This window comes from Paraburkholderia sp. Ac-20336, assembly GCF_017105025.1.
Taxonomy (GTDB): domain Bacteria; phylum Pseudomonadota; class Gammaproteobacteria; order Burkholderiales; family Burkholderiaceae; genus Paraburkholderia.
Window position 1 is genome coordinate 20,722 of record NZ_JAAGPS010000037.1, and the last position, 24,333, is coordinate 45,054.

Below are 24,333 nucleotides of genomic sequence, written 5' to 3' on the forward strand. Positions count from 1 at the left end.
AGGGAGAGTGATAAAGCATGGCACGTCGTTACTTCGGAACGGACGGAATTCGAGGCAAGGTCGGCGAAGGGCCCATTACGCCGGAATTCGTGTTGCGGCTTGGCTACGCGGCCGGCAAGGTACTCGCGGGTGCGGACCACTGGGCCAAAACCGGCACGCGGCCAACGGTGTTGATCGGCAAGGACACGCGCGTGTCCGGCTATATGCTCGAAGCGGCGCTCGAATCGGGCTTTTCGGCGGCCGGCGTCGACGTGATGCTGGCCGGCCCGATGCCGACGCCCGGCATCGCCTACCTCACGCGCGCGCTGCGGCTTGCGGCGGGCGTGGTCATCAGCGCATCGCACAACCCGTACTACGACAACGGCATCAAGTTTTTCTCGGCCGACGGCAACAAGCTGCCAGACGACGTCGAGGCGCAGATCGAGGAGCAGCTCGAATTGCCGCTTGCCTGCGCGTCTTCCGAACGGCTCGGCAAGGCGCGGCGTCTCGACGACGCCGCAGGGCGCTATATCGAGTTCTGCAAGAGCACGTTCCCGGCCGCGTACGATCTGCGCGGCATGAAGCTCGTCGTCGATTGCGCGCATGGCGCCGCGTACGACATCGCGCCGCACGTCTTCCACGAACTCGGCGCCGAAGTGATCCCGATCGGCGTCGCGCCGAACGGCTTCAACATCAACGACGGCGTCGGCGCGACCGCGCCCGACGCGCTGGTGCGCGCGGTGCGCGCCAATCATGCCGATCTCGGCATCGCGCTCGACGGCGACGCCGACCGTCTGCAGGTCGTGGACGCGGCCGGCCGCCTCTACAACGGCGACGAACTGCTCTACGTGCTGGTCAAGGACCGCATCGCGACCGCCGGCAACGTGGAAGGCGCGGTCGGCACGCTGATGACCAATATGGCCGTCGAGGTCGCGCTGCGCAACGCCGGCGTGAAGTTCGTGCGCGCGGCGGTCGGCGACCGCTACGTGCTCGAGCAGTTGCGCGAGCATGGCTGGCAGCTCGGCGCGGAAGGCTCGGGCCATATCCTGTCGCTCGATCGCCATTCGACCGGCGACGGGATCGTCTCGGCGCTGCTCGTGCTCGCGGCGATGCAGCGCAGCGGTAAATCGCTCGCCGAGCTGCTCGATGGCGTCAAGCTGTTCCCGCAGAAACTCATCAACGTGCGCATGAAGCCGGACGCGGACTGGAAGGGCAGCGCGGCGATCCGCGGCGCGATCAAGTCGGCTGAAGGTGCGCTCGATGGCCATGGCCGCGTGCTGATCCGCGCGTCGGGCACGGAGCCGGTGCTGCGTGTGATGGTCGAGGCGCAAAACGCCGACGACGCCGTCCAGCATGCGGAAGCGATTGCCGAGACGGTGAGGACGGCGACGGCTTGAGCCACACGTGAGCGGCGGGGCGAGGGTAACGACGTCCCGCCGCCAGTCCTGTCTCTACCGCCGGGCAGCCAAAGCACGAGCGCGGAAGACGTCCTTATCCACTGGAACGCATCAAGCTCGCCGAACGCCCGAACGCACCGCAACGCGCCCGCCCGGCAAAATCCCCCTCACCTCGCCATCCCGCCAAAAAAACAGCACAACCCGCCCGATCAAAAAGCGACCATAAATTCCCCCATCTCACCTCGCGCAAACGTTCGCGCCCCATCTTTTTTCGCCTAATCTACAAGGCGATGCAGCCCGCATCGTCAGAGCGCCGGTTTATCCGTTCCAGCACCTTTCGCACAGTAATATGACTGTCACATCCGTTTCACGGTCAGTCATTGTTTTGTCATAAAGAGACCCTAAGCTTCGCGGTGTTCGTGTTCCACGCTCATACCGCTCACACCTTGGAGGTCTCATGAAATTGATGCAAACCGTGTTCGCTGGCGTCGCTGGCGCGCTCTTCGCTATGGCAGCGCAAGCCGCAGACATCACCGGCGCGGGCAGCACCTTCGCAGCACCGATCTACACGAAGTGGGCCGACGCTTACCAGAAGTCGGGCGGCGGCAAGGTTAACTACCAGGGCATCGGCTCGGCCGGCGGCGTGAAGCAGATCGTCGCGAAGACCGTCGACTTCGCCGGTTCGGACGCTCCGCTGAAGGACGACGAACTCGCGAAAGAAGGCCTGTTCCAGTTCCCGACGGTGGTCGGCGGCGTGGTGCCGGCGGTCAACGTGCCGGGCGTGAAGCCGGGCGAACTGACGCTGTCGGGCGCAGTGCTCGGCGACATCTACCTCGGCAAGGTCAAGAAGTGGAACGACCCGGCGATCGCCGCGCTGAACCCGAAGGTCAAGCTGCCGGATCTGGACATCGCCGTGGTTCGCCGCGCCGACGGTTCGGGCACCAGCTTCATCTGGACGAACTACCTGTCGAAGGTCAACCCGGAATGGAAGTCGAAGGTCGGTGAAGGCACCACGGTCAACTGGCCGACCGGCACGGGCGGCAAGGGCAACGACGGCGTCGCGGCATTCGTGCAGCGTCTGCCGGGCTCGATCGGCTATGTCGAGTGGGCGTACGCGAAGCAGAACCACATGAACTACGTCGCGATGAAGAACGAATCGGGCGCAGTGGTTCAGCCGGAAACCGAAACGTTCAAGGCAGCGGCTGCTGGCGCTGACTGGTCGAAGTCGTTCTACCAGATCCTGACGAACGAGCCGGGCAAGAACGCATGGCCGATCGTCGGCGCGACGTTCGTGCTGCTGCACACGGCGCAGGACAAGCCGGCGCAAGGCACGGAAACGCTGAAGTTCTTCGACTGGGCGTTCAAGAACGGCGGCCAGGCTGCTGACGACCTCGACTATATCTCGCTGCCGCCGTCGGTCGTGTCGGAAATCCGCACGCAGTGGAAGCAGAAGGTGAAGGACGCAGCAGGCAAGCCGATCGCCGACTAAGCGACCGTCCAGCCTTGCCCCGGCGCGGCGGTTTAGCCGCGCCAGAGCCTTACATTGGCCGTCCTCGCGAGAGGACGGCCAATGGCATTAACCCGGCATTCGCCACCGCGTCACCGGCTGCGCCCAGCGTGCGGTCCGGCAACTGGAACAGCTTCAACAGGTCACTCAGGCTCCCATGTCCGATATTCATCTAGCGTCCGGCACGAGCCGGGCCACCCCGCCTGGCAGCGCGTCTCAGCAGAAGGCGCCTGGCCGCTCCGGCGACGTGATCTTCGGCGGCCTGGCTCGGCTGGCCGCCGTCGTTACGCTGCTGTTGCTCGGTGGCATCATCGTTTCGCTGATCATTTCCTCGTTGCCGTCGATCCGGGAATTCGGTCTTTCCTTCCTGTGGACAGCGGTCTGGGATCCACCTAGCAAGCAGTTCGGCGCACTCGTGCCGATCTACGGCACCATCGCCACCTCGCTCATCGCTCTCATCATCGCGGTGCCGGTCAGCTTCGGCATCGCGCTTTTCCTTACCGAACTTTCACCCGCCTGGCTGCGCCGCCCGCTCGGCATCGCGATCGAGCTGCTCGCCGCGATTCCGTCGATCGTGTACGGCATGTGGGGCCTGCTCGTGTTCGCGCCGATCTTCGCGACGTGGTTCCAGAAACCGCTCGGCGCGGTGCTCGGCGGCATCCCGTTCGTCGGCGCGCTGTTCGCGGGCCCGCCGATCGGCATCGGTATTCTGTGCGCGGGCGTGATTCTCGCGATCATGATCATTCCGTACATCGCCTCGGTCATGCGCGACGTGTTCGAAGTCACGCCGGTGCTGCTCAAGGAGTCGGCGTACGGTATCGGCTGCACGACGTGGGAAGTGATGTGGAAGATCGTGCTGCCGTTCACGAAGACCGGCGTGATCGGCGGCGTGATGCTCGGCCTCGGCCGCGCGCTCGGCGAGACCATGGCGGTCACGTTCGTGATCGGCAACACCAACCTGCTCGACAATATTTCGCTGTTTTCGCCGGGCAACAGCATCACGTCGGCGCTCGCCAACGAGTTCGCGGAAGCGGACCCAGGCCTGCATACGTCGGCGCTGATGGAACTCGGCCTGATCCTGTTCGTGATTACATTCATCGTGCTGTCGATTTCGAAGATCATGTTGCTTCGTCTTGAGAAAGGGGAGGGTGCGAAATGAGCGAGTCCTCTCTGAACATGCCGGGTCTGCGCGACGCGGCAACCCTGGAAGCGATGCGCACGCGTCTGCAAGGACGCCGCCGCGTGAAGAACGCGATTGCGCTGACCTGCTCGCTCGCCGCGATGGCGTTCGGTCTGCTGTGGCTCGTGTGGATTCTGTACACGACGCTGCGCCTCGGTATCGGCGGGCTGTCGATCGAGCTGTTCACGCAGTCGACGCCGCCGCCGAACACCGACGGCGGCGGTCTCGCCAACGCGATCGTCGGCAGCCTGATGCTGGTCGCGCTCGCGACCTTCGTCGGCACGCCGATCGGCATCATGGCCGGCGTCTATCTCGCCGAATACGGCCAGAGGGGCTGGCTCGCGAACGTGACGCGCTTTATCAACGACATCCTGCTGTCGGCGCCGTCGATCGTGATCGGTCTGTTCGTCTACGCGCTCGTCGTCGCGAAGATGGGCCACTTCAGCGGTTGGGCCGGCGTGCTCTCGCTCGCGCTGCTGCAGATTCCGATCGTGATCCGCACGACCGAGAACATGCTGAAGCTCGTGCCGAACGCGATGCGCGAAGCGGCCTTCGCACTCGGCACGCCGAAGTGGAAGATGGTGCTGTCGATCACGCTGAAGGCGTCGATCGCGGGTATCGTGACCGGTGTGCTGCTCGGGGTCGCGCGGATTGCCGGCGAAACCGCGCCGCTGCTCTTCACCGCGCTGTCGAACCAGTTCTTCTCGGTCGATATGAGCCAGCCGGTCGCGAACCTGCCGGTCACGATCTACAAGTTTGCGATGAGCCCGTTCGCGCAGTGGCAATCGCTCGCGTGGGCCGGCGTCTTCCTGATCACGCTCGCGGTGCTCGGACTGAACATCCTCGCGCGCACGATCTTTTCGAACAAGTAATGGGCGGAGTGAATCCGATGAACATGGCAGAAACCCAACTCAATCCGATCGGGCACGTGAGCGCGCCCGCCGGCTCCGACCCCGAACAAAGCGGCCAGGCGCATGCGCCGGCGCGTCCGAAGATCGAGGTCAACGACCTGAACTTCTTCTACGGCAAGTATCACGCGCTGAAGAACATCAATCTGCAGATTCCCGAAGGCAAGGTGACCGCGTTCATCGGTCCGTCGGGTTGCGGCAAGTCCACGCTGCTGCGCACCTTCAACAAGATGTACGCGCTCTATCCGGAGCAGCGCGCCGAAGGCGAAATCCTGATGGACGGCGAAAACCTGCTGACCACGCGCCGCGATATCTCGCTGCTGCGCGCGCGCATCGGCATGGTGTTCCAGAAGCCGACGCCGTTCCCGATGTCGATCTACGACAACATCGCGTTCGGCGTGAAGATGTTCGAAACGCTGTCGCGCTCGGAAATGGACGACCGCGTCGAATGGGCGCTCACGAAGGCGGCGCTGTGGAACGAAGTGAAGGACAAGCTCGGCCAGAGCGGCTACGGTCTGTCGGGCGGCCAGCAGCAGCGTCTGTGCATCGCGCGCGGCATCGCGATCCGCCCCGAGGTGCTGCTGCTCGATGAGCCGTGCTCGGCGCTCGACCCGATCTCGACGGGCCGCATCGAAGAGCTGATCGCGGAGTTGAAGAGCGACTACACGGTCGTGATCGTCACGCACAACATGCAGCAGGCGGCCCGCTGTTCGGACTACACTGCCTACATGTACCTTGGTGAACTGATCGAATTCGGCGACACCGAAAAGATCTTCATCAAGCCGGTCCGCAAGGAAACCGAGGACTACATCACGGGCCGCTTCGGCTAATCAGCCGGGCAATACAACGGAGTACGACATGTCCGATAAACATCTGTCCAGCCAGTTCGATGCCGATCTGAACCTCGTTTCGTCGAAGGTGCTCGAAATGGGCGGTCTCGTCGAATCGCAGATCGTCAACGCGATGCAGGCGCTCAACGAATTCGACCTCGACATCGCCGAGCAGGTGATCGCCGCCGAAGACCGTCTGAACAGGATGGAAGTCGAGATCGACGAGGAGTGCAGCAACATCATCGCGCGCCGCCAGCCGGCCGCGCGCGACCTGCGCCTCCTGATCGCGATCTCGAAGACCATCACGAACCTCGAGCGCGCCGGCGACGAGGCCGAGAAGATCGCGAAGCGCACCAAGCGCCTGATGGAAGACGGCGCGTCGCGCACGATCAACATCGCCGAGATCAAGCTTTCGGGCGAGATGGCCGTGTCGATCCTGCGCCGCGCGCTCGACGCGTTCGCGCGTCTCGATACGGTTGCCGCCGCGCAGATCGTGCGCGACGACAAGGCGATCGACGAGGAATTCCGCGCCTTCGTGCGCAAGCTGATTTCCTACATGACCGAAGATCCGCGTTCGATCTCGGTGGGCCTCGACTTCCTGTTCATCGCCAAGGCGATCGAGCGGATCGGCGACCACGCGAAGAACATCGCCGAATTCATCATTTACATCGTGAAGGGCACCGACGTGCGGCATCAGTCGCGCGATACGCTCGAACGCGAAGCACTCAGCTAATCCAGAGATAAGGAACAGAGGTGCCGATGCCCAGCAGCATTCTCGTCATTGAAGATGAGCCAGCCATTTCCGAACTGATTTCGGTCAATCTTCAACACGCCGGACATTGCCCGATTCGCGCGTACAACGCGGAGCAGGCGCACAACCTGATCAGCGACGTACTGCCCGACCTCGTGCTGCTCGACTGGATGTTGCCGGGTAAATCGGGAATTTCGTTCGCACGCGACCTGCGCAACAACGAGCGCACGAAGCATATCCCGATCATCATGCTGACCGCGCGCGGCGACGAGCAGGACAAGGTGCTCGGCCTCGAGATCGGCGCGGACGACTACGTGACGAAGCCGTTTTCGCCGAAGGAACTGATGGCGCGCATCAAGGCGGTGCTGCGCCGCCGCGCGCCGCAGCTGACCGAAGACGTGGTTGCGATCAACGGCCTCAAGCTCGATCCGGCTACGCATCGCGTCGCCGCCCACGCGGAAGGCAGCGAGATCAAGCTCGATCTCGGCCCGACCGAATTCCGCCTGCTGCACTTCTTCATGACCCACCCGGAGCGCGTGCACAGCCGCACGCAACTGCTCGATCAGGTCTGGGGCGACCACGTGTTCGTCGAGGAACGCACCGTCGACGTGCATATCAAGCGCCTGCGCGCGGCTCTCAAGCCCGCCGGTTGCGATGCTATGATTGAAACCGTACGCGGCAGCGGCTACCGGCTGGCGAAGAGCGCCTGATAGCCGCGGCGGTGCGCGGCGCCGCCACTCCCTCCTGCGCCGTATTTTCTCTTCGATCGCTAGACCATGAACATCATCTGGGCGCGCTCCATCGTGTCGGTCGTGCTGCTGGCTGTTCTGTGCGCGGTGGTCGGCGCACTGGTGAACGTCAAGGCGGGCCTCGCTCTCGCGATCATCCTGCTGCTCGCGCAGAGCATCTTCAGTACTTTCCACAAGCAGCGCCTGTGGCGTCTGCTCGACGCGCCGGTGTACGGCGAAGTGCCGAGCGCTCCCGGCATCTGGGGCGAAATCTACTATCGTCTGCACAAGCTCGCGAAGCGCTGGCACGCCCAGGTGCGCCAGGTCGAGCAGCAGCATTCGCGTTTCATCCAGGCGATCCAGGCCTCGCCGAACGGCGTCGCGATGCTCGACGATCACGATCAGATCGAATGGTGCAACGCGATTTCCGAAAGCCACTTCGGGCTCGACGCGAAGCGCGATCTGCGCCAGCACATCACGCATCTGGTGCGTCATCCGGATTTCGTGCACTACCTCAATTCGCATCGTTACGAGGAAATGCTGATCATGCGCGGCATGGGCGAAAAGCGCCAGAACGTGCTGTCGGTGCAGGTGTTTCCGTACGGCGACAATCGCAAGCTCGTGCTCTCGCAGGACATCACCGAGCTCGAACGCACCGACGCGATGCGGCGCGACTTCGTCGCCAACGTCTCGCATGAACTGAAGACGCCGCTCACGGTGCTGTCCGGTTTTCTCGAAACGATGCGCGAGCTGCCGCTCGGCGAGGCCGAACGCGCGCGTTATCTCGAGCTGATGGAGCAGCAGGCGTCACGTATGCGCCATATCGTCAACGATCTGCTCGTGCTCGCGAAGCTCGAGGGCGACAACAAGTCGCCGAGCGATCACATGATCGACATGCGCGCGGTGTTGCGGCATCTGCGGGACGATGCGGACAGTCTGTCGAGCGACCATCACCGCATCGTCTTCGAGGTTGACGAGGAGCTGACCGTCACCGGCGTCGAAACCGAGCTGTTCAGCGCACTCGGCAATCTCGTGACGAATGCGATCCGCTATACGCCGGACGGCGGCACGATCAAGGTGAACTGGCGCTCGGTGGGCGGCCATGCGGTGTTCTCGGTCACGGACAGCGGTCTCGGCATTCCGGCCGCCGATATTCCGCGGATCACCGAGCGCTTCTATCGCGTCGATCGCAGCCGCTCGCGCGACACCGGCGGCACGGGCCTCGGTCTCGCGATCGTCAAGCACGTGTTGCAGCGCCACGATGCGCAGCTCGACGTGAAGAGCGAGGAAGGGCGCGGCAGCACGTTCACGGTGCGCTTTCCGGTGTATCGCACGGCACGCTGCCAGGCGGCGCCGGTTTGAGTGCGGCAGCGGCCATGAAATAAAAAAACCGCCTTCTTCAGGCGGTTTTTTTATTTGCGCTTCGTCGGCTTCATCGAGGCGCGCGCCATTGTCGCGCACACCTCGAAAACACAGCGGCTATGCGCAGAACTTCGCGAGCAGACTCATCTGCGCATTGCGCGACGACTTGCCCGGCCGGCGCCGGCGATAGTGTCCGTCGCTTTGCATGAGCCACGCGGACTGGTTGTCGCCGAGAAACGCCGACAGCCCTTCCGCGATCACGCGCCGCTTCAGGCGCCGGTTATTGACCGGGAACGCGACTTCGACGCGGCGGAACAGGTTGCGATCCATCCAGTCGGCGCTCGACAGATAGACCTGCTCCTTGCCGTCGTCGTAGAAGTAGTAGGTGCGATGGTGCTCGAGGAAGCGCCCGACGATCGAGCGCACCGTGATGTTCTCCGAAAGTCCCGCCACGCCGGGCTGCAGCGAGCATACGCCGCGCACGATCAGATCGATCTTCACGCCGGCCTGCGACGCCTCGTACAGCTCGGCGATCACGGTCGGCTCCAGCAGCGCGTTCATCTTCGCGACGATGCGCGCCTTCTTGCCGGCGCGCGCATGCTCGGCTTCCTTGCGGATCGACTCGACGAGCTTCGGGTGCAGCGTGAACGGCGATTGCCACAGCTCGTGCAGCTTCAGTTCGCCGCCGATGCCGGTCAGTTGCTGGAACACGTGGTGCACGTCCTCGCAGATTTTCTGATCGGCGGTCATCAGACCGAAGTCGGTATAAAGACGCGCGGTGCGCGGATGATAGTTGCCGGTACCGAGGTGCACGTAGCGCTTGAGCGTGGTCTTGCCGCCCGACGACACGCGCCGCACGATCAGCATCATCTTCGCGTGGCACTTGTGGCCGACCACGCCGTAGACCACGTGCGCGCCGACCGCTTCGAGCTGCGAGGCCCAGTTGATGTTGGTTTCCTCGTCGAAGCGCGCGAGCAGCTCGACCACCACCGTGACTTCCTTGCCGTTGCGCGCGGCCTGCATCAGCGCGTCCATCAGCGGCGAGTCGGTGCCGGTGCGGTAGATGGTCTGCTTGATCGCGACCACGTTCGGGTCCTTGGCGGCCTGCAGCAGCAGTTCCAGCACGGGCTGGAAGCTCTCGTACGGGTGATGCAGCAGCACGTCGCCCTGATCGATCACGTCGAACATGCTGGCGCTGTTGGCGATCTGCGTCGGCGTCGACGGAATATGCGGCACGAACTTCAGATCGGGCCGGTCGACCATCTCGGGCAACTGCATGAGCCGCACCAGATTGACCGGGCCGTTCGCGTAGTAGCAGTCCTTGTTCGACAGGCCGCTTTCGTCGAGCAGGCGCCGCACGACGTGCGCCGGCGTTTCGGCCGACACTTCGAGGCGCACCGCGTTGCCGAGATGCCGCGCCGGCAGTTCGCCCTGCAGCGCGACGCGCAGGTTGGTGATTTCGTCCTCGTCGACGAACAGTTCGCTGTTGCGCGTGATGCGGAACTGGTTGCAGCTGCGCACGACGAGACTCGGAAACAGCTCGCCGACGAAGCGCTGCAACAGCGAGCTCAGCAGCACGAAGCCATGCGGATAGCCCGACAGTTCCTGCGGCATGCGCACGAGCCGCGGCAGCGCGCGCGGCGCCTGCACGATGCCCATCATCGCCTGGCGGCCGAAGGCGTCCTTGCCTTCGAGTTCGACGACGAAGTTCAGGCTCTTGTTGAGCACGCGCGGAAACGGATGCGCCGGGTCGAGGCCGATCGGCGTGAGCACCGGCAGCAGTTCGTCGAAGAAGTAGTTGCGCGCCCATTCGGTCTGCGCGTCGCTCCAGGCTTCGGTGCCGTGAAAATAGATGCCTTCCTGTTCGAGCGCGGGCAGCACCGTGTCGTGCAGCATCGTGTACTGGCGATGCACGAGCTTCTGCGCCCGCTCGACCACGAGGCCGTACACGTGCTGCAGCGACATGCCGTCGGGCGACAGCGCGCCGGGGTTGTCGCGGATCTGCTCCTGGAGCCCGGCCATGCGGACTTCGAAGAATTCGTCGAGATTGCTGCTGGTGATGCAGATGAAGCGCAGGCGTTCGAGCAGGGGGACGGCGGGGTCGGCGGCTTGCGCCAGTACACGCTCGTTGAAACCCAGAATGCCCAGTTCGCGATTCAATAAGGGATAGCGGATGGACATCGGCAGCGGAAGTGGAATGTCTGGAATGGAGGCGGAAAGACGCTCGGAAATTCGCACAGTTTAATGACGCCCTTATGACATTCTTGCTATTTTGAGATTTTATGCCGTAATCGGCGTCTGTCGTCAATATGACGCACGGCTTGTGCGACCATTCCAGTCTCCCTGCGCTCAGAGGTGACATTGTGAGGCCCGGTACGCTTAGAATGGCGTCTTTGAACAGCGCGGCCGGCCGCGACGCGCAACGTGCGCCGAAAACGCCGGGCCGGCGCGCGGTGCTGCCGGCATCCACGCCCGGCGCCGCAGCCGCCGCGCTAGCGCGCATGGAGTCCGCTTACCCGATGGCCAATACCCCTCAACTCCTCGCTGCGGTCGATCTCGGTTCGAACAGCTTCCGGCTGATCGTGGGCCGGGTCGAGGAAACCGACGCGGGCAGCCAGATCTATCAGGTCGATGCATTGCGCGAGCCGGTGCGCCTTGCGGCCGGCCTGTCGAGCGACAAGATGCTCGACCGTGCCTCGCAGGTGCGCGGCTGGGACGCGCTGAAGCGTTTCGGCGAGCGTCTGCGCGACTTTCATCCCGACCACGTGCGCGCGGTCGCGACCAATACGCTGCGCATCGCGAAGAATGCCGGCGAATTTCTCGGCGAGGCGCAGGCCGCGCTCGGTTTTCCGATCGAAGTGATCGCGGGGCGCGAGGAAGCGCGCCTGATTTACGCGGGCGCCGCGCATTCGGTGCCGGCGAGCGCGGGCCAGCGGCTCGTCGTCGACATCGGCGGCGGCTCGACGGAATTCATCATCGGCTCGCACTACACGCCGATCAAGATGGAGAGCCTGTATATCGGCTGCGTGAGCCATAGCCGCGCATTTTTCCCGGCCGGCAACGTCGACGAATACACGATGCGCCAGGCCGAACTCGCGGCGCGCCGCGAAATCCAGATCATTTCCGCCGAGTACAAGAAGACCGGCTGGGAGCAGGCGATCGGCTCGTCGGGCACGGCGCGCGCGCTCGCCGAACTGGTCGAGGCGAACGGCTTCAACGATGCGGGCGTCACGCACGGCATTTCGCGCGGCGGCCTGGAGAAGCTCAAGCGCGCGCTGATCAAGGCCGAGAACGTGAACCGCCTGAAGCTCGTCGCGCTGAAGGGCGACCGCATACCGGTGCTCGCGGGCGGGCTGTCGATCATGATCGCGGTGTTCGACGAACTCGGCGTCGATTACGTCGACACCACCGACGGCGCATTGCGCCTCGGCGTCATGTACGACCTGCTCGGCCGCTCGCAGCACGAAGACATGCGCACGGTCACGGTGGAGGGCTTCATGCGCCGCTACGGCGTCGATCGCGCGCAGGCGGGGCGCATCGGCGATCTGTCGATGAGCTTCTACGACCAGTTCACCGAGCCCGACGAAGAGCGCCGCGCGGAAAACCGCATGTTCATCGGCTGGGCGGCGTCGCTGCACGAGATCGGGCTCTCCATTTCGCATAGCGCCTATCACAAGCATTCGGCCTATATCGCGAGCAATGCCGACATGCCGGGTTTCTCGCGTACCGATCAGGCGCGCCTCGCGGCGCTCGTGCTCGGTCATGCGGGCAAGCTCGGCAAGCTCTCGCAGGCGCGCGACGTCGAATGGCCGCTGCTGTTCTGCCTGCGGCTTGCGGCGCTGCTGTGCCGCCGCCGCGCGGACGTCGGCCTGCCGTGGATCTCGGTGGCGCAGGCCAACGGCGGTTACGAGGTGCGCTTGCCGAACGAATGGGTCGTCAACAATCCGCTGACCGATTACAGCCTGATTCAGGAAGCGGCGGAGTGGGAGAAGGTTGGGATTCCGTATCGTGTGGTTTATACGGAAGATTGATGGGCATGCGAGGCCGCGCGTCATGTCGCGGCTTCATGTCCTTGCCTTCGAGCGTTTCGTTTCAGTTCGCGCATGAATGAAAAAAGCCCGGCATTTGCCGGGCTTTTCGTTTGCGGCGCGCTCACACTGCCTGCTCAGCGCGGCAGCGCGTCGCCGAGGAAGTGGCGGGCATAGCGCGCATTGATGTCGGACAGACGGAACAGCGTCAGGAAGTCCGCGGTGTTGAAGTCGGGGTCCCATGCCGGTGCGCCGCAAATCTTCGCGCCAAGACGCAGATAACCCTTCACGAGCGGCGGCGGGGCCACGACGGCGCCCGTCTGCAGATCGTCGACCGGCAGCGGCGTATGCGGGAACGCGCGATATTCCGGCGCGGTCAGCGCATTGTCGCGCAGCGAGCAGTACAGGTTGGCCGCATAGTGGCCGCCGTCGACCATCGCGACGCTCGCGCAGCCGAGCATCGTCTCGTAGCCGTTGTGCTTCATGTACGCGGCGAGACCGGCCCACAGCGACATGATAACCGAGCCGCTGCGATAGTCGGGGTGCACGCACGAGCGGCCCACTTCGACCATCTTCGCGCGCAGGTGCGTGAGACGCGACACGTCGAATTCGCTTTCCGCATACAGGCGGCCGATGCGCGCGGCCTGGTGCGGCGGCAACGCGCGATACGTGCCGACCACCTTCAGCGTGTCGAGATCGCGCACGAGCAGATGATCGCAGTACGAATCGAATGCATCGACATCGAGGCCCGTGGGGCCGGACAGGCGCGCGCCCATTTCGTCGGCGAACACGCGGTAGCGCAGATGCTGTGCCTCGCGCAATTCTTCGTCGGTACGCGCCCACGACACTTCCAATCGATGCTGGGCGGTGACCGTTTCCTCGGCGCGCGGCAAACGGCGCGATTCGAGGAGCGAAGCGAAGGGCAAGGTGGGCGTCGGCAGTTCTCGCATTGGCGGTCCTGATCGAAAAGAGTGTGAAATTCTTTTTTCGCCAATGTAGTAACGCCGGGTGACGCTTGCATGAAAAACCGGTGACGATTGGATGACTGCCCGTAAGCCGCTCGCGTGCGCTTCCCGATGTTTGGGTGTCCGGAGGAAGCCGCGTCAGACCAGCTCGGGACTGATCGCGGCCCGCAGGACGGCCTGTTCCGCGCCGTCGCGCTCGCGGCTCGCGATCCACCAGACGCCGGCTTTTTTCAGCGGCCAGCTCGCGGGGCTATTGCCGAGCAACTGCGCGGCGACGTGGCCGAGCGTCGGCTGGTGTCCCACGATTACAACAGTCTGCGCGATGCCGTCGGGCCAGCCGGCGGCGTCGAGCACTTCGCGCGCGCTCGCGTTCGGCGCGAGTTCGCGCACTACGCGGTACTGGTCGCTGAGGGTCTCGGCGGTCTGGATCGTGCGTATCGCCGGGCTCGCGAGCACCACGGAGTCCTCGGGCAGGCGGGCGCGCAGCCATTTGGCGACGCCTTGCGCCTGCTTGCGGCCGCGTGTCGTGAGCGCGCGGGCGAGATCGCTGGCGGCGACATCTTCGGCTTCGGCGTGACGCCAGAGGATCAGGTCCATGTATGTCTCCTTGAGGGGCGCGCGACGGTGGCGGGGCAGCGGCGGTGCCGGATGCGGACACTGTCGCATGTGTGGATGACGGTTTGCAAGACGAGGGGGCCTGGCGGAAAGGGGCTCCGGTTCGCGATCCTGGAAACATTGCTTGCGTATTGCCGCGATGATGCTTAGACTTAATCTGTAAGGCAGCTTGGCAGCAAGTCAAAATATGGCCTGGTGTCAGGCGGCGGCATAGATCGAGGAGACGCGATGAAGATTGCTTCGGTGGAGACGACCATCGTTCGCCTGCCGTTTTCTCACGGCGGTTCGCCCACGGGCTTTGGCGGGACGGTCTGGGGCACGATCGACGTGCTGCTCGTCGAGATTCGCACGGACGATGGCCTGAGCGGCTGGGGCGAAGCGTTCGGCTTCAACGTCGATCCGTCCACGCAGGCCGCGATCGATCAGATGATTACGCCGCTCATCATCGGCGCCGATCCGGCCGAGCTCGACGCGATCTGCGAGATGCTGGAGAAAAAACTCCATCTGTTCGGCCGCAATGGCCCGGTTACGTACGGCATATCGGGTATCAACATCGCGTTGTGGGATCTGGCCGCGAAGGTGGCGGGCCAGCCGCTCTACAAGCTGCTCAACCCCGCCGCCGAAGTCCCGGCCCTGCCTGCCTATGCGAGCCTGCTGCGCTACGGCAACCCGCGGGACGTGGCCCACAATTGCTCGCGTGCATTGGGTGACGGCTATCGTTCGCTCAAGCTTCATGAGATCGAGCCTGCCAACATCGAGGCGGCTCGCAGCGCCGCGGGGGAGGCCACGCGCCTGATGGTCGACTGCAATTGCGCCTGGACGCTGGACGCCGCTCGCGAGATCGCCGGGTCCTTGCGCGCATGCAACCTGTACTGGCTCGAAGAGCCGATCTGGCCGCCCGAAGACCGGGCGTCGCTCGCGGTGCTGCGCGAAGACGGCGCCGCGCCGATTGCGGCCGGAGAGAACGTGGCAAACGTCCACGGTTTCGCCGATCTGCTCGACGCGCGCGCGCTCGACTTCGTGCAGCCGAGTGTCATCAAGTGCGGGGGCGTCAGCGAGATGCTGAAGATTTTCGCGCTCGCGGATCGGGCCAAGGTGCGCATCGCGCCGCATTCGCCGTATTTCGGACCGGGCTTTCTCGCCACGCTGCATCTGATCGCGGCGTCCGGACACGACGACGTGCCATTCGAGCGGCTGTATGTGGACCTTCCCGAGAATCTCTATGGCGACTGGATTCATCCAGTCGACGGCATGCTGCGCGTTCCCCAGAATCCCGGGCTCGGAGTCGATCCCGATCCCGCTGTCATCGCAAGATTTCGCAGCTGATCGTTTTCTTCACGTAAGGACTGCTTGATGGCTATCATCGATTTCCGGGCTCGCCCGCCCACGCCCGAATACCTGCGCGCGCTGGAGCTGCCGCTCACGCAAACCGTGATGCGCAAGCTCGGCTCGCCGCAGCCGCAACCGCGCACGATCGACGAGTGGATGCAGGACCTGACGCGGCTCGATGTCGAGCGCGTCGTATTCGCCGGCCGCCAATCGAGCGGCACGAGCGCCAATGACGTCACGAACGAATACGTCGCCGAAGTCATGCACGGCTATCCCGATCGCGTGGTGGGGCTGGCGGGCATCGATCCTCTGCTCGGCATGCGCTCGGTGCGCGAAGTGCGGCGCGCGGTCGAAGAACTCGGCTTGAAAGGCGTCGCGCTCGATCCGTACGGCGGCCGCATCGCCGCGAATGATCGGCGGCTCTACCCGATCTACGCGAAATGCGCGGAACTCGGCGTGCCGGTCGTGATAACGAGCGGTCCGCTGCCGTTCGCCGGCCCGCGGCTCGAACACGGCAGCGTCCTGCCGATCGACGACGTGGCCTGCGATTTCCCTGAACTCACGATCGTCATCGACCATTCCGGCTGGCCCTGGGTCACCGAAACGATCGCGCTCGCGTTCCGGCACGAGAACGTCTATGTCGATACTTCGTTCTACTTTCATCTGCCGGGCTGCGCGCAGTTCGCCGAGGCCGCCAACACCTGCATTCCCGATCGCATCCTGTTCGCGAGCGGCTTTCCGGTCGTGCCGATTCCGACCGCGCTCGAACGCGTACGCATGCACCCGTTCTCGCCCGACGCACTCGAAGGCGTGCTGTACCGAAACGCGGATCGCCTCTTGCGCAAACTCGGCATCGTGGGAGATTCAAAGTGAGCGCAATGATCGTACTGAGTGACACCGTCGGCAGCGAGCCGTTCTGGCAGCGGGTCGTGGCCGCCGCCAATGCGGACGACGACTTCCGCCAGCGCGGCGCGCATCTGCGCGAGCTGGCGTTCGGCTTCGAGGTGGGCGGCCGCCGTATCGGCCTGCGTATCGAGCGCGGCAGCCTCGCGCTTGTCGAGCCGGATGCGCCGGCGTTCGTCGTAGCGGGTCCCGCTGACGAATGGGCGCGGCTCGTCGCCGGCGAGAAGCCCTACGGCGCGGCCATCAACGTCGTGCACGGCCAACTCCGGGTCAGCGGCGACGCCCTGGCCGCGACGTGGGCCAATCGTCCGCTCTGGCAGCTGTTCCGGTTGACACGGCACCTGGTTGCCTCTGGAGATTCCCATGACTGAAATCGTCGGACGCTACGTCGATGTGGACGGCGTGCGCACGTACTACGAAAGTGCGGGCAGCGGTAAGCCGATCCTGCTCATGCATACCGCGGGACGCGAGAACCGCCAATGGCAAAGCGTGATGCAGCGCCTCGCGCCGGAGTTTCATTGCGTCGCGCCGGACTTGCCGGGGCACGGCAAAAGCTGGCCGCTCGCAGGCAACGTCTGCCTCAGCGATATCGAGTCGATCCAGGCCTGGCTATGGCGTTTCGCGCAGACGCTGGGGCTCGAACGCCCGGCGGTGATGGGATGCTCGATCGGCGGCAACCTCGCGCTACTGCTGGGCGCTCGCCATCCGGAGGTGCGGGCGGTGATCGCCTTGCAGGGCGCCGCGCATACGCCGACTTTCACCGACGGCGCGCTCGAGATGATGACGCACCCGCAGGTGAACCTGATGCACGCGAATCTCGACTTCTCGATGAGTCTCGTGGGCTCCGCCGCATCGGACGAGGCGCGCGCGTTTTCCGAATGGGGCGTGCTGTCGATCATCCCGGTTGCCCAGCAAGGCGACCTTCGTGCCTACGCACATTGCGATTCCAGAGCGCTGCTGGAAAACGTTCGGTGTCCTGTGCTGATCGCGCGCGGCACCGAAGACTGGCTCGTATCGCAGGACATGGTCGAGGCGGCGCGCGACGGCCTGACCCAGGCGCCGCGCGTCGAGCTGCGCGCATTGTCCGGTCTTGGACATTTCCCGCATCTCGAAGACGCGGAGCTCGTTGCCGGCATGGCGGGCGAGTTCCTGCGCGAGATCGGCTGACGACACGACAACACACATAGAAAACGGAGACCTGCATGTTACGCCGATGGATCATCCTGTTGCCGATCATGATGGTGACATTCCTGATCGCCTTTCTCGATCGCACCAATATCAGCTTCGCCATCCCGACCATGGGGCCGGAGCTCGGGCTCACGGCCAGCGTGCTCGGCTTCTCGTCGGGCGTGCTGTTTCTCGGTTACGCGATTACGCAGGCCGCCGGCGGCTGGCTGGCCGACCGGGGCCACGCGAGATCGCTGGTGGCGGTGCTGATGGTCGCATGGGGCATCGTTGCCATTGCGCAGGGCTTCGTGACCAGTGCCACCCAGCTCGTGATCGTGCGCTTTCTGCTCGGTCTCGCGGAAGGGGGCATTTTTCCGACCTTCCTCGTGATCGTGCGCGCCTGGTTCAATGAACGGGAGCGCGCTCGCGCAAACGGCATCTGGCAGTTGTGCTATCCGATTTCAGCGGCGGTCAGCGGGCCGATGGCCGGCCTGATTCTGCAACACGGAAGCTGGAAAACGCTCTTTATCGTCGAAGGCATTCTTCCGCTGGTGTGGGCGGCCGTCTGGCTATGGGGCATGGCGGAAAAGCCCGCCGTCGCGAAGTGGCTGAGCGATCAGGATCGCGCCGCGCTCCTGAAGCATCTCGCTGCCTCGGATTTGGCGTCCAGCGCGGCCGCCCGTCAGGAAGCGACGCGCGAGGTCGTGTTCGAGCAGTTGCGCTCGCCCGCCGTGATCCTGATCTTCTTCGTGTTGCTGTTCTGGAACATCGGTTTTCTCGGCTTCGTGATCTGGCTGCCGAGCGTCATCAAGCAATACGCGTCCTCACTCGATTCTGTCGCCCTGGGCTGGTATAGCTCGCTGCCGTTCGCGGTTTCTGTCATTTCCTTAGTCATCCTGTCGAATCTCGCCGATCGGGCCGTGAGCCGGCGCGGCTATGCCGTGTGGCCGCTGGTCGTCTCGGCGCTGGCGCTGATCGTGGGCGCGGCCACCTATGGGAACGTGTCCTTCGGTATCGCGATGCTGCTGCTGACGATCGCCGCATGTGGCATCTATGGCGTGTATCCGGTCGTCTGGTCGATCGCCACCGATGCGGTGCCGCCCGGCGTGACCGGCATCGTGATGGGGATCGTCAACATCGGCGGCGTGCTTGGCGCCTTCGCCGGACCGTATCTCGTCGGTTACGCACGCTCGGTATCGCCGTCGTTCGCATCGGGACTCGTGCTGATGGGGGTGTGCCTTGTGGTCGCCGCCGTTTGCACCTGGTTCGCGAGCGCGCCGGACAGCTTGCGACAGGCCAATGCGGTCCGGCACTCCGCCTGATCCCTTTCAACATCGAACGGACTGATACCCGCATGAAGCTCGCAAGTTTTCGCGTCGATGGACGCGCGTCCTATGGCGTCGTCGAGGAAGACCGGATTATCGACGTGGCGCCGATTTCCTCCGAGGTCGGCGCGACGCTCAGGCACGCGCTTGCGCTTGGGCGTTTGCCGGACATTGCCCGTTGGGCGCTTGAGTCCACGGAGCATTTGCCGCTCGACCAGGTAGACATGCTGCCGGTCATTTCCGATCCCGGCAAGATTCTGTGTGTCGGCATCAACTACCATGCACATGTGAAGGAAACGGGCCGCGCGCTGCCGTCGCATCCGATGATCTTCACGCGCTTCGCCGATTCCCAATGCGGCCATCTCGGCGCGCTCGTGTGTCCGCACGAGTCCACGCAACTGGATTTCGAAGGCGAGCTGGCCGTGGTGATCGGCCGCGAGGCACATCGCGTGCCGTCTGCACATGCACTCGAATACGTCGCGGGATATGCGTGCTACAACGACGGGAGCATTCGTGACTGGCAACGTCATACGACGCAATTCACGCCCGGCAAGAATTTTCCGTCGACGGGCGCATTCGGCCCCTGGCTCGTCACCGCCGACGAGATTCCGGACCCCTCGAATCTCGCGTTGACTACCCGTCTGAACGGCACGGTCATGCAGCGCGCGAACACGAGCGACCTGATCTTCGGCATTGCGGAGCTCATCGAGTATTGCTCGTCGTTCACGCCGCTACGACCCGGCGACGTCATCATCACGGGCACGCCCGGTGGTGTCGGCGCGTTTCGCGAGCCGCCTGTCTGGTTGAAGAAGGGCGATACAATAGAGATCGAAATTTCCCAGATCGGCACTCTCGTCAATACCGTCGCGAACCATCCATGCTAACTGACGTCTTGCGCGCATCGTCATATCGCGCTTCCTGTGCCGCGCTTCATCGCGAGGGATTGCATGTGCAACGCGCCCGGCAGATTGGGGTCATCCGTGTCTAATGCGCCGTCCTTTGCCGGATCGATCGAAAAGATCGGCCGCCGTCGTGCCGTCGACGAGGTGCGCGAGCGGCTTATCGCCAGCATTCAGTCCGGGGAGTTGGGCATCAACGAGCGGCTGCCGTCGGAAAACGAGTTGGCGCGGCTCTTCGGCGTGAGCCGGCCGGTCATCCGTGAAGCGCTCGTGAGTCTGGACGCGATGGGCCTGACCGTTGCCAGAAGCGGGTCCGGTACTTTCGTCGTGGCCACGGAGGTCAAACCTGAACTCGTATTCGGCGGCTACGCGCCGGCGCATCTGAATCAGGTGAGGCGCTACGTCGAGATTCCATCGGCCGAGGAAGCGGCACGGTGTTGCAGCAAGGCGCAGCTTGACGAAATCGCATCGATTCTCGACCGGCTGGAGAGCGAAGACGACGCCGCGAGCCGTAACAAGCTGGACGCCGATTTTCATGTGGCGATTGCCCGGGCCACCGGTAATCCGCTGCTTGCCAAGATCATCGGAAACTTGCGCACCATGGTCGAAGAAGAAGCCTTCACGGCGGCCCGTCTTCCGCAACGGCGCTCGCAGGCGCATAGCGAGCACCGCGCCATCTATGCGGCAATTGCTGCGAGAGACCCCGCGCTCGCGAGGGCGGCCATGACCGCGCATATGGATTCGATCGATCAATCGATCGCCGATCTCGAGGAGAGTCCGCGCAAGCAGCGTGGTTGAGTTGGGTGGGCGGGTACCGTCGTTTGAAAAAGCCGTGGCGTGTTGCATCATGATGCGGATGCGTCGACACGCGTTACCGTCGCTCGCCCGAGCCGCGCTCGCCCGCACGGCTAGTGAGCGGAGCGGGCGAGCGCGAACAGCGATTACTGGGTCAACACCAGTGACGAGATGACCTTTCGTTGGGTCGGCGTTGCCGGCGAGTTATCCGACGGATGAGCGACGTCGGCCCCGTTGACGATCATGGCGCTGGACCCGCCGCCATCCAGATTGATGGCCTTGCTGGCGCCAAGCCATTGCATGACGTTTGCCGTTTCCTGGATGGTCGTCCCGATGGACAGTCCGGGTTGGCGCCCATCTATTTCCACGAGAAGAATGGTGCCGTCGGGTGTCGTGCCGATCATCGTTCGCGGGTTGCGAGCCATGAACCAGCCCCAGTACCAACTGCCGGTGCGATCGAGGTTGCCGAAAGTGGGCGAGAATCCCTCGGCCACGGCGGATTGCTGGACCGTTGCGGCGGGCAGCAGGGTAGGACCTGCCGCTGCCAGCGACGTACCTTGAGCCAGCGTCATCGGTCCCGCGTTGGACTGCACGTTTTGCGTCACGTTGAGCGAGGCGCCGTTGGCCGCATTCTGTTGCAGCCATGCCGCGCTTGTGCCGAGCCCTTGAAGAACGTAGCCACCCGGCGGAGGCGGCGCTCCCAGAACGGTACTTCCGGAAACCACGGCGCCCTTGCTATCGACCAGTACCTCATAGGTTGCTCCCGAGTAGCCGGGGTCGACGTTAGTGGCCGATGTCAGGCCGCCGTTGTAGTTGCCGTCATACAGCACGAGGTCGTTGTAGTTCGTGCACGGATAATCCATCGCGGGCCCCGCGTTAGGCAATGCGCCCGGACTGCCGCAGTTGTAGACCTGTCCGAGAATGGAGCGGTTCTCTCCAAGGATCGACGCACTGGCCCCTTGACTGCTGGTGACCGTCGCCGTCGTCGACACGTTTTGCAGGAACGAGACCGACGGCGAGCCGTTGACCTGTGCGAACGAGACAGCCGGCTGACCCTTCACCGCCATGCCTTCGAGTTTCCCATTGGAGACGAGGGTGCTTGCCGTTCCGCCGGTCGCGAGCGCGGTTGCCGAACCGTATCCGGAGTTAATGGCGGCAAATGCGCCCATTCGCGCGGCCGTGGACTGAGGCGTTTCGAGACCCGCGGGGCCGATCATGCCGCCGGTGTCCGCCTGGTTGCCGCCTGCAATGACGTTCTGCAGATTGCCCTTGAAGGTGGGCGCGATGGCAAGGACATTGACGAGCCACGGGCCGGTCGACGAGGCATTGCCGTCGAGGCCGGTGTTGCGCACTTTGAGCGTATAGGCGTTGTTCGTCTGCTGCGCGATGGTCGTCGCGGCGGTCTGCGCGGCCGCTTGCGTAGGATACTGGCCCACGGAAACGTTGAATCCGAGTGGCGAACCGTCTGGGCCTGTACCCGCCGAGTCATAACGCACCTGATATCCTGCCGTCGCCAGTGCGGCGGCGGCAGGGGCCGCTGCGGACTGTGTTTTCGCGAACTGAACGGTGATCGTCCAGAAATCGCTGCTCGCTGTTTGACCGCGCGTTATCTGATAGTAAGTGACTCCCGTTTTCAACGGCGTGGTGGTGCGCGCTTCCTGCTGTCCCGAAGGGCCGAGCGGCAGTTCCGAGGCCGGCAATTGCCACGTTGCGACCGGAGCGGGAGTCGGCGCCGGCGTCGGCGTTTGCGTAGTATTGCCAGGATTGTCATTGCTGCTGCCGCATCCGGACAGCAAGACCGGGACGAGGACGATGACAGCGAGAGCCGTGGCGCGTAGGGGAAACGCGGGTCCCTGCAGCTTCTGAGCGTTTCCTGGCGGCATTTTCATTTTTTCCATGGGTATATCCAAAGGCGGTAAGTACAGCGGGGTCACGTGAAGGGAAAGACAGACGGACGAGCGGTGCATGACGTTGGTGCATCATGTTTTAGTATGTTCGAGTCTCACACAAACATGTGACGCGTTCGTGTACTTCTTACCTCGCCCGACAGAGACAACCGCGATCACCTGTAATATTCAGACTAGCCGGGCAATGGTTCGGCCTTCGGCGACCAACACGATTGCAAAATGAAAGAAACCAACGCACTCGGCCGCACGGTCGGAAATTCTCGTGGCCTCGATGACTTCCTTGAGCCCGGCGACCGCCGGCAGGGGAGAGCGGGCCTGATTTCGTCATCCGATGTCGGCTCTGCAAACCGCAACCGGGTGGTTCAGGCGCTGTTCGACCTCGGACCGACCAGCCGCGCAGAACTTGCGCGGCATGCCGACGTCAACCGGTCCACGATGACCGGGATACTTCAGCCGCTGCTCGACAAGGGCTTACTCGTGGAAGGCGAGCCTCTGCCGGCGAATAACGTCGGCGGCAAGCCGGCGCGCCCCCTCTGGTTCGCCGCCGACGCAAAGCCCCTGTGTGGCGTTCTGCTCATGCATGACGGCGTACGTGCTGCGCTCGTCTCGATGGACGGCCGCATTCGGGCTGAAAACTGGCTGCCGTTCGACTCATGCGACGTGCCGCAGTCCGAATTGCTGAAAATCATTTTCAAGTGCGTCCAGGCCACCCTGAAGCGTGCCGGGAGAGCGCCCTTCGGCATTGGCGTGGCGGTGGCCGGCATGGTCGACACCGACAGCGGATCGATCGTCGATAACGCCATGACGCCGGGTCTGGGTGGTCTGCGGATTCGGGATGAAGTTCAAGGTCGCTTCGGCTTGCCGACATTCGTCGACCACCATCCGCGTGCTCTCCTGCTTGGAGACAGGTGGTTCGGCGCGGGCCGAGGGAAAAATAGTTTCGCTGTCCTGTACGTTACGAAGGGTATCGGCTCCGCGCTCTTTCTCAATGGTCGCGTGCTGCGCGGGCCGAAGGGAACGGGCGGCGAACTTGGACATACCCGTGTGCACGTGGGCGGAGCCCTCTGCCACTGCGGACAGCGCGGCTGCCTGGAGACGATCGCCACGCTCGGATGGCTTCGCCGCGAGGCCGGCTCAGTTGGCCTGAGCAACGCCGACAAGCTCGATTTCAGGCTGTTGACCGATCTGGTATCCGGCGGTTCGTCCGATGCCGACTTGCTGCTAAGGAAGTTTGCCCGGAATCTGGCCTATGGCATCGCCAATCTTCAACAGATCGTCGCGCCCGGCATGTTCATTTTGCATGGGGATATCGCTGCGGGCGGGCAGACACTCCTCGATGCAATTGCACGGGAGGTCAATGACCTTTTGCCTTGGCACCCGGGAGCCGCCCTGGAACTGGTTCTGGGCGACGCGGGCTATCTTGCCGGAATGCGCGGGGCGGCTGGACTGGTGCTGGCGGAGATGCTGCAGATCGCGACCTGACTGGTTGCGAGGTTGGCCGAACCGTTCCTGATTACCCCCAACTATCCCCGCGCCACGACAGATTAGTTAATGATAATAATTCTCATATGCATTGACGATCAACTTCCGCCTGCTTACAATCTGATTTTTCCAATCGGCTGAAATGCAGCGACGAGACAGGTTCGCGCCGTCGATCACGCCGTGGTGAAGATATGTACTCCTGATTGACAACTTTTCGCTCGGCGCCCTGTGCCGTTGCGAGCCGTGTCTCGTCGATGGCGGAGCAATGCTTCATCG

The 24,333-nt window shown here is 63.8% G+C and carries 21 protein-coding genes; 17 read left to right on the plus strand and 4 right to left on the minus strand.

Features of this window, described 5'->3' with window-relative positions; all coding sequences use genetic code 11:
- Positions 1 to 17 precede the first annotated feature (17 nt).
- The 8 genes from glmM to phoR all read left to right on the plus strand — a co-directional run bounded on the left by glmM (position 18) and on the right by phoR (position 8,642).
- Entirely contained in the window at positions 18 to 1,376 is a 1,359-nt protein-coding gene (gene glmM, locus GXB81_RS13700) for a phosphoglucosamine mutase (RefSeq protein ID WP_167283588.1), read from the plus strand.
- 457 nt (positions 1,377 to 1,833) lie between these two features.
- Positions 1,834 to 2,865, plus strand: a complete 1,032-nt coding sequence (gene pstS, locus GXB81_RS13705) for a phosphate ABC transporter substrate-binding protein PstS (protein ID WP_167043061.1) — start codon at positions 1,834 to 1,836, stop codon at positions 2,863 to 2,865.
- 175 nt (positions 2,866 to 3,040) lie between these two features.
- Positions 3,041 to 4,042, plus strand: a complete 1,002-nt coding sequence (pstC, locus tag GXB81_RS13710; RefSeq protein ID WP_167043063.1) for a phosphate ABC transporter permease PstC — start codon at positions 3,041 to 3,043, stop codon at positions 4,040 to 4,042.
- A complete protein-coding gene (pstA, locus tag GXB81_RS13715) occupies positions 4,039 to 4,935 on the plus strand; it encodes a phosphate ABC transporter permease PstA (RefSeq protein WP_167043065.1) in 897 nt (298 codons plus the stop codon). The genes pstC and pstA overlap by 4 nt, the downstream gene beginning before the upstream one ends.
- Before the next feature lie 17 nt (positions 4,936 to 4,952).
- Positions 4,953 to 5,801 carry a phosphate ABC transporter ATP-binding protein PstB gene (gene pstB, locus GXB81_RS13720; RefSeq protein WP_167043067.1) on the plus strand — a complete coding sequence of 283 codons (849 nt, stop codon included), beginning with the start codon at positions 4,953 to 4,955 and terminating at the stop codon, positions 5,799 to 5,801.
- Positions 5,802 to 5,829: 28 nt separating this feature from the next.
- Positions 5,830 to 6,534 carry a phosphate signaling complex protein PhoU gene (gene phoU / locus GXB81_RS13725; RefSeq protein WP_167043069.1) on the plus strand — a complete coding sequence of 235 codons (705 nt, stop codon included), beginning with the start codon at positions 5,830 to 5,832 and terminating at the stop codon, positions 6,532 to 6,534.
- A gap of 26 nt (positions 6,535 to 6,560) precedes the next feature.
- Positions 6,561 to 7,262, plus strand: a complete 702-nt coding sequence (gene phoB / locus GXB81_RS13730; RefSeq protein WP_008922879.1) for a phosphate regulon transcriptional regulator PhoB — start codon at positions 6,561 to 6,563, stop codon at positions 7,260 to 7,262.
- Between the two features lie 66 nt (positions 7,263 to 7,328).
- The gene (gene phoR, locus GXB81_RS13735; protein WP_167043071.1) at positions 7,329 to 8,642 is read left to right on the plus strand and encodes a phosphate regulon sensor histidine kinase PhoR; all 1,314 of its coding nucleotides are present in this window, start codon (positions 7,329 to 7,331) and stop codon (positions 8,640 to 8,642) included.
- 117 nt (positions 8,643 to 8,759) lie between these two features.
- On the opposite strand, the gene ppk1 is transcribed toward phoR, so the two are convergent.
- Positions 8,760 to 10,823 carry a polyphosphate kinase 1 gene (ppk1, locus tag GXB81_RS13740; protein WP_167043073.1) on the minus strand — a complete coding sequence of 688 codons (2,064 nt, stop codon included), beginning with the start codon at positions 10,821 to 10,823 and terminating at the stop codon, positions 8,760 to 8,762.
- Positions 10,824 to 11,026: 203 nt separating this feature from the next.
- On the opposite strand from ppk1, the gene ppx reads away from it, so the two are divergent.
- Complete coding sequence (gene ppx / locus GXB81_RS13745; RefSeq protein WP_167043075.1) at positions 11,027 to 12,673, plus strand: exopolyphosphatase; 1,647 nt, start codon at positions 11,027 to 11,029, stop codon at positions 12,671 to 12,673.
- A gap of 134 nt (positions 12,674 to 12,807) precedes the next feature.
- Here the strand turns inward: ppx and GXB81_RS13750 are convergent, their stop codons facing one another.
- Both GXB81_RS13750 and sixA read right to left on the minus strand, forming a co-directional pair.
- Positions 12,808 to 13,620: a GNAT family N-acyltransferase gene (locus GXB81_RS13750; protein WP_167043077.1), complete on the minus strand. Its 813-nt coding sequence runs from the start codon at positions 13,618 to 13,620 to the stop codon at positions 12,808 to 12,810.
- Between the two features lie 153 nt (positions 13,621 to 13,773).
- Entirely contained in the window at positions 13,774 to 14,232 is a 459-nt protein-coding gene (gene sixA / locus GXB81_RS13755) for a phosphohistidine phosphatase SixA (protein ID WP_167043079.1), read from the minus strand.
- A 246-nt stretch (positions 14,233 to 14,478) separates the two neighbouring features.
- Here sixA and GXB81_RS13760 point away from each other — a divergent pair, with 246 nt between their 5' ends.
- The 7 genes from GXB81_RS13760 to GXB81_RS13790 all read left to right on the plus strand — a co-directional run bounded on the left by GXB81_RS13760 (position 14,479) and on the right by GXB81_RS13790 (position 20,671).
- Complete coding sequence (locus GXB81_RS13760; protein WP_205989415.1) at positions 14,479 to 15,576, plus strand: mandelate racemase/muconate lactonizing enzyme family protein; 1,098 nt, start codon at positions 14,479 to 14,481, stop codon at positions 15,574 to 15,576.
- Between the two features lie 27 nt (positions 15,577 to 15,603).
- Complete coding sequence (locus GXB81_RS13765; protein ID WP_167043083.1) at positions 15,604 to 16,452, plus strand: amidohydrolase family protein; 849 nt, start codon at positions 15,604 to 15,606, stop codon at positions 16,450 to 16,452.
- 5 nt (positions 16,453 to 16,457) lie between these two features.
- Complete coding sequence (locus tag GXB81_RS13770; protein ID WP_205989416.1) at positions 16,458 to 16,853, plus strand: hypothetical protein; 396 nt, start codon at positions 16,458 to 16,460, stop codon at positions 16,851 to 16,853.
- Entirely contained in the window at positions 16,846 to 17,649 is an 804-nt protein-coding gene (locus GXB81_RS13775) for an alpha/beta hydrolase (protein ID WP_205989417.1), read from the plus strand. Before GXB81_RS13770 ends, GXB81_RS13775 begins: the two co-directional genes overlap by 8 nt.
- A gap of 35 nt (positions 17,650 to 17,684) precedes the next feature.
- Positions 17,685 to 18,971 (plus strand): MFS transporter, encoded by a 1,287-nt coding sequence (locus GXB81_RS13780; RefSeq protein ID WP_205989418.1) that lies wholly within the window; start codon positions 17,685 to 17,687, stop codon positions 18,969 to 18,971.
- Positions 18,972 to 19,003: 32 nt separating this feature from the next.
- Positions 19,004 to 19,858, plus strand: a complete 855-nt coding sequence (locus GXB81_RS13785; RefSeq protein WP_205989419.1) for a fumarylacetoacetate hydrolase family protein — start codon at positions 19,004 to 19,006, stop codon at positions 19,856 to 19,858.
- 63 nt (positions 19,859 to 19,921) lie between these two features.
- The gene (locus tag GXB81_RS13790; protein ID WP_205989420.1) at positions 19,922 to 20,671 is read left to right on the plus strand and encodes a FadR/GntR family transcriptional regulator; all 750 of its coding nucleotides are present in this window, start codon (positions 19,922 to 19,924) and stop codon (positions 20,669 to 20,671) included.
- Between the two features lie 143 nt (positions 20,672 to 20,814).
- Here the strand turns inward: GXB81_RS13790 and GXB81_RS13795 are convergent, their stop codons facing one another.
- Positions 20,815 to 22,566 (minus strand): phosphodiester glycosidase family protein, encoded by a 1,752-nt coding sequence (locus GXB81_RS13795; RefSeq protein WP_205989421.1) that lies wholly within the window; start codon positions 22,564 to 22,566, stop codon positions 20,815 to 20,817.
- 228 nt (positions 22,567 to 22,794) lie between these two features.
- Here GXB81_RS13795 and GXB81_RS13800 point away from each other — a divergent pair, with 228 nt between their 5' ends.
- A complete protein-coding gene (locus tag GXB81_RS13800) occupies positions 22,795 to 24,057 on the plus strand; it encodes an ROK family transcriptional regulator (RefSeq protein ID WP_167043098.1) in 1,263 nt (420 codons plus the stop codon).
- Positions 24,058 to 24,333 lie beyond the last annotated feature (276 nt).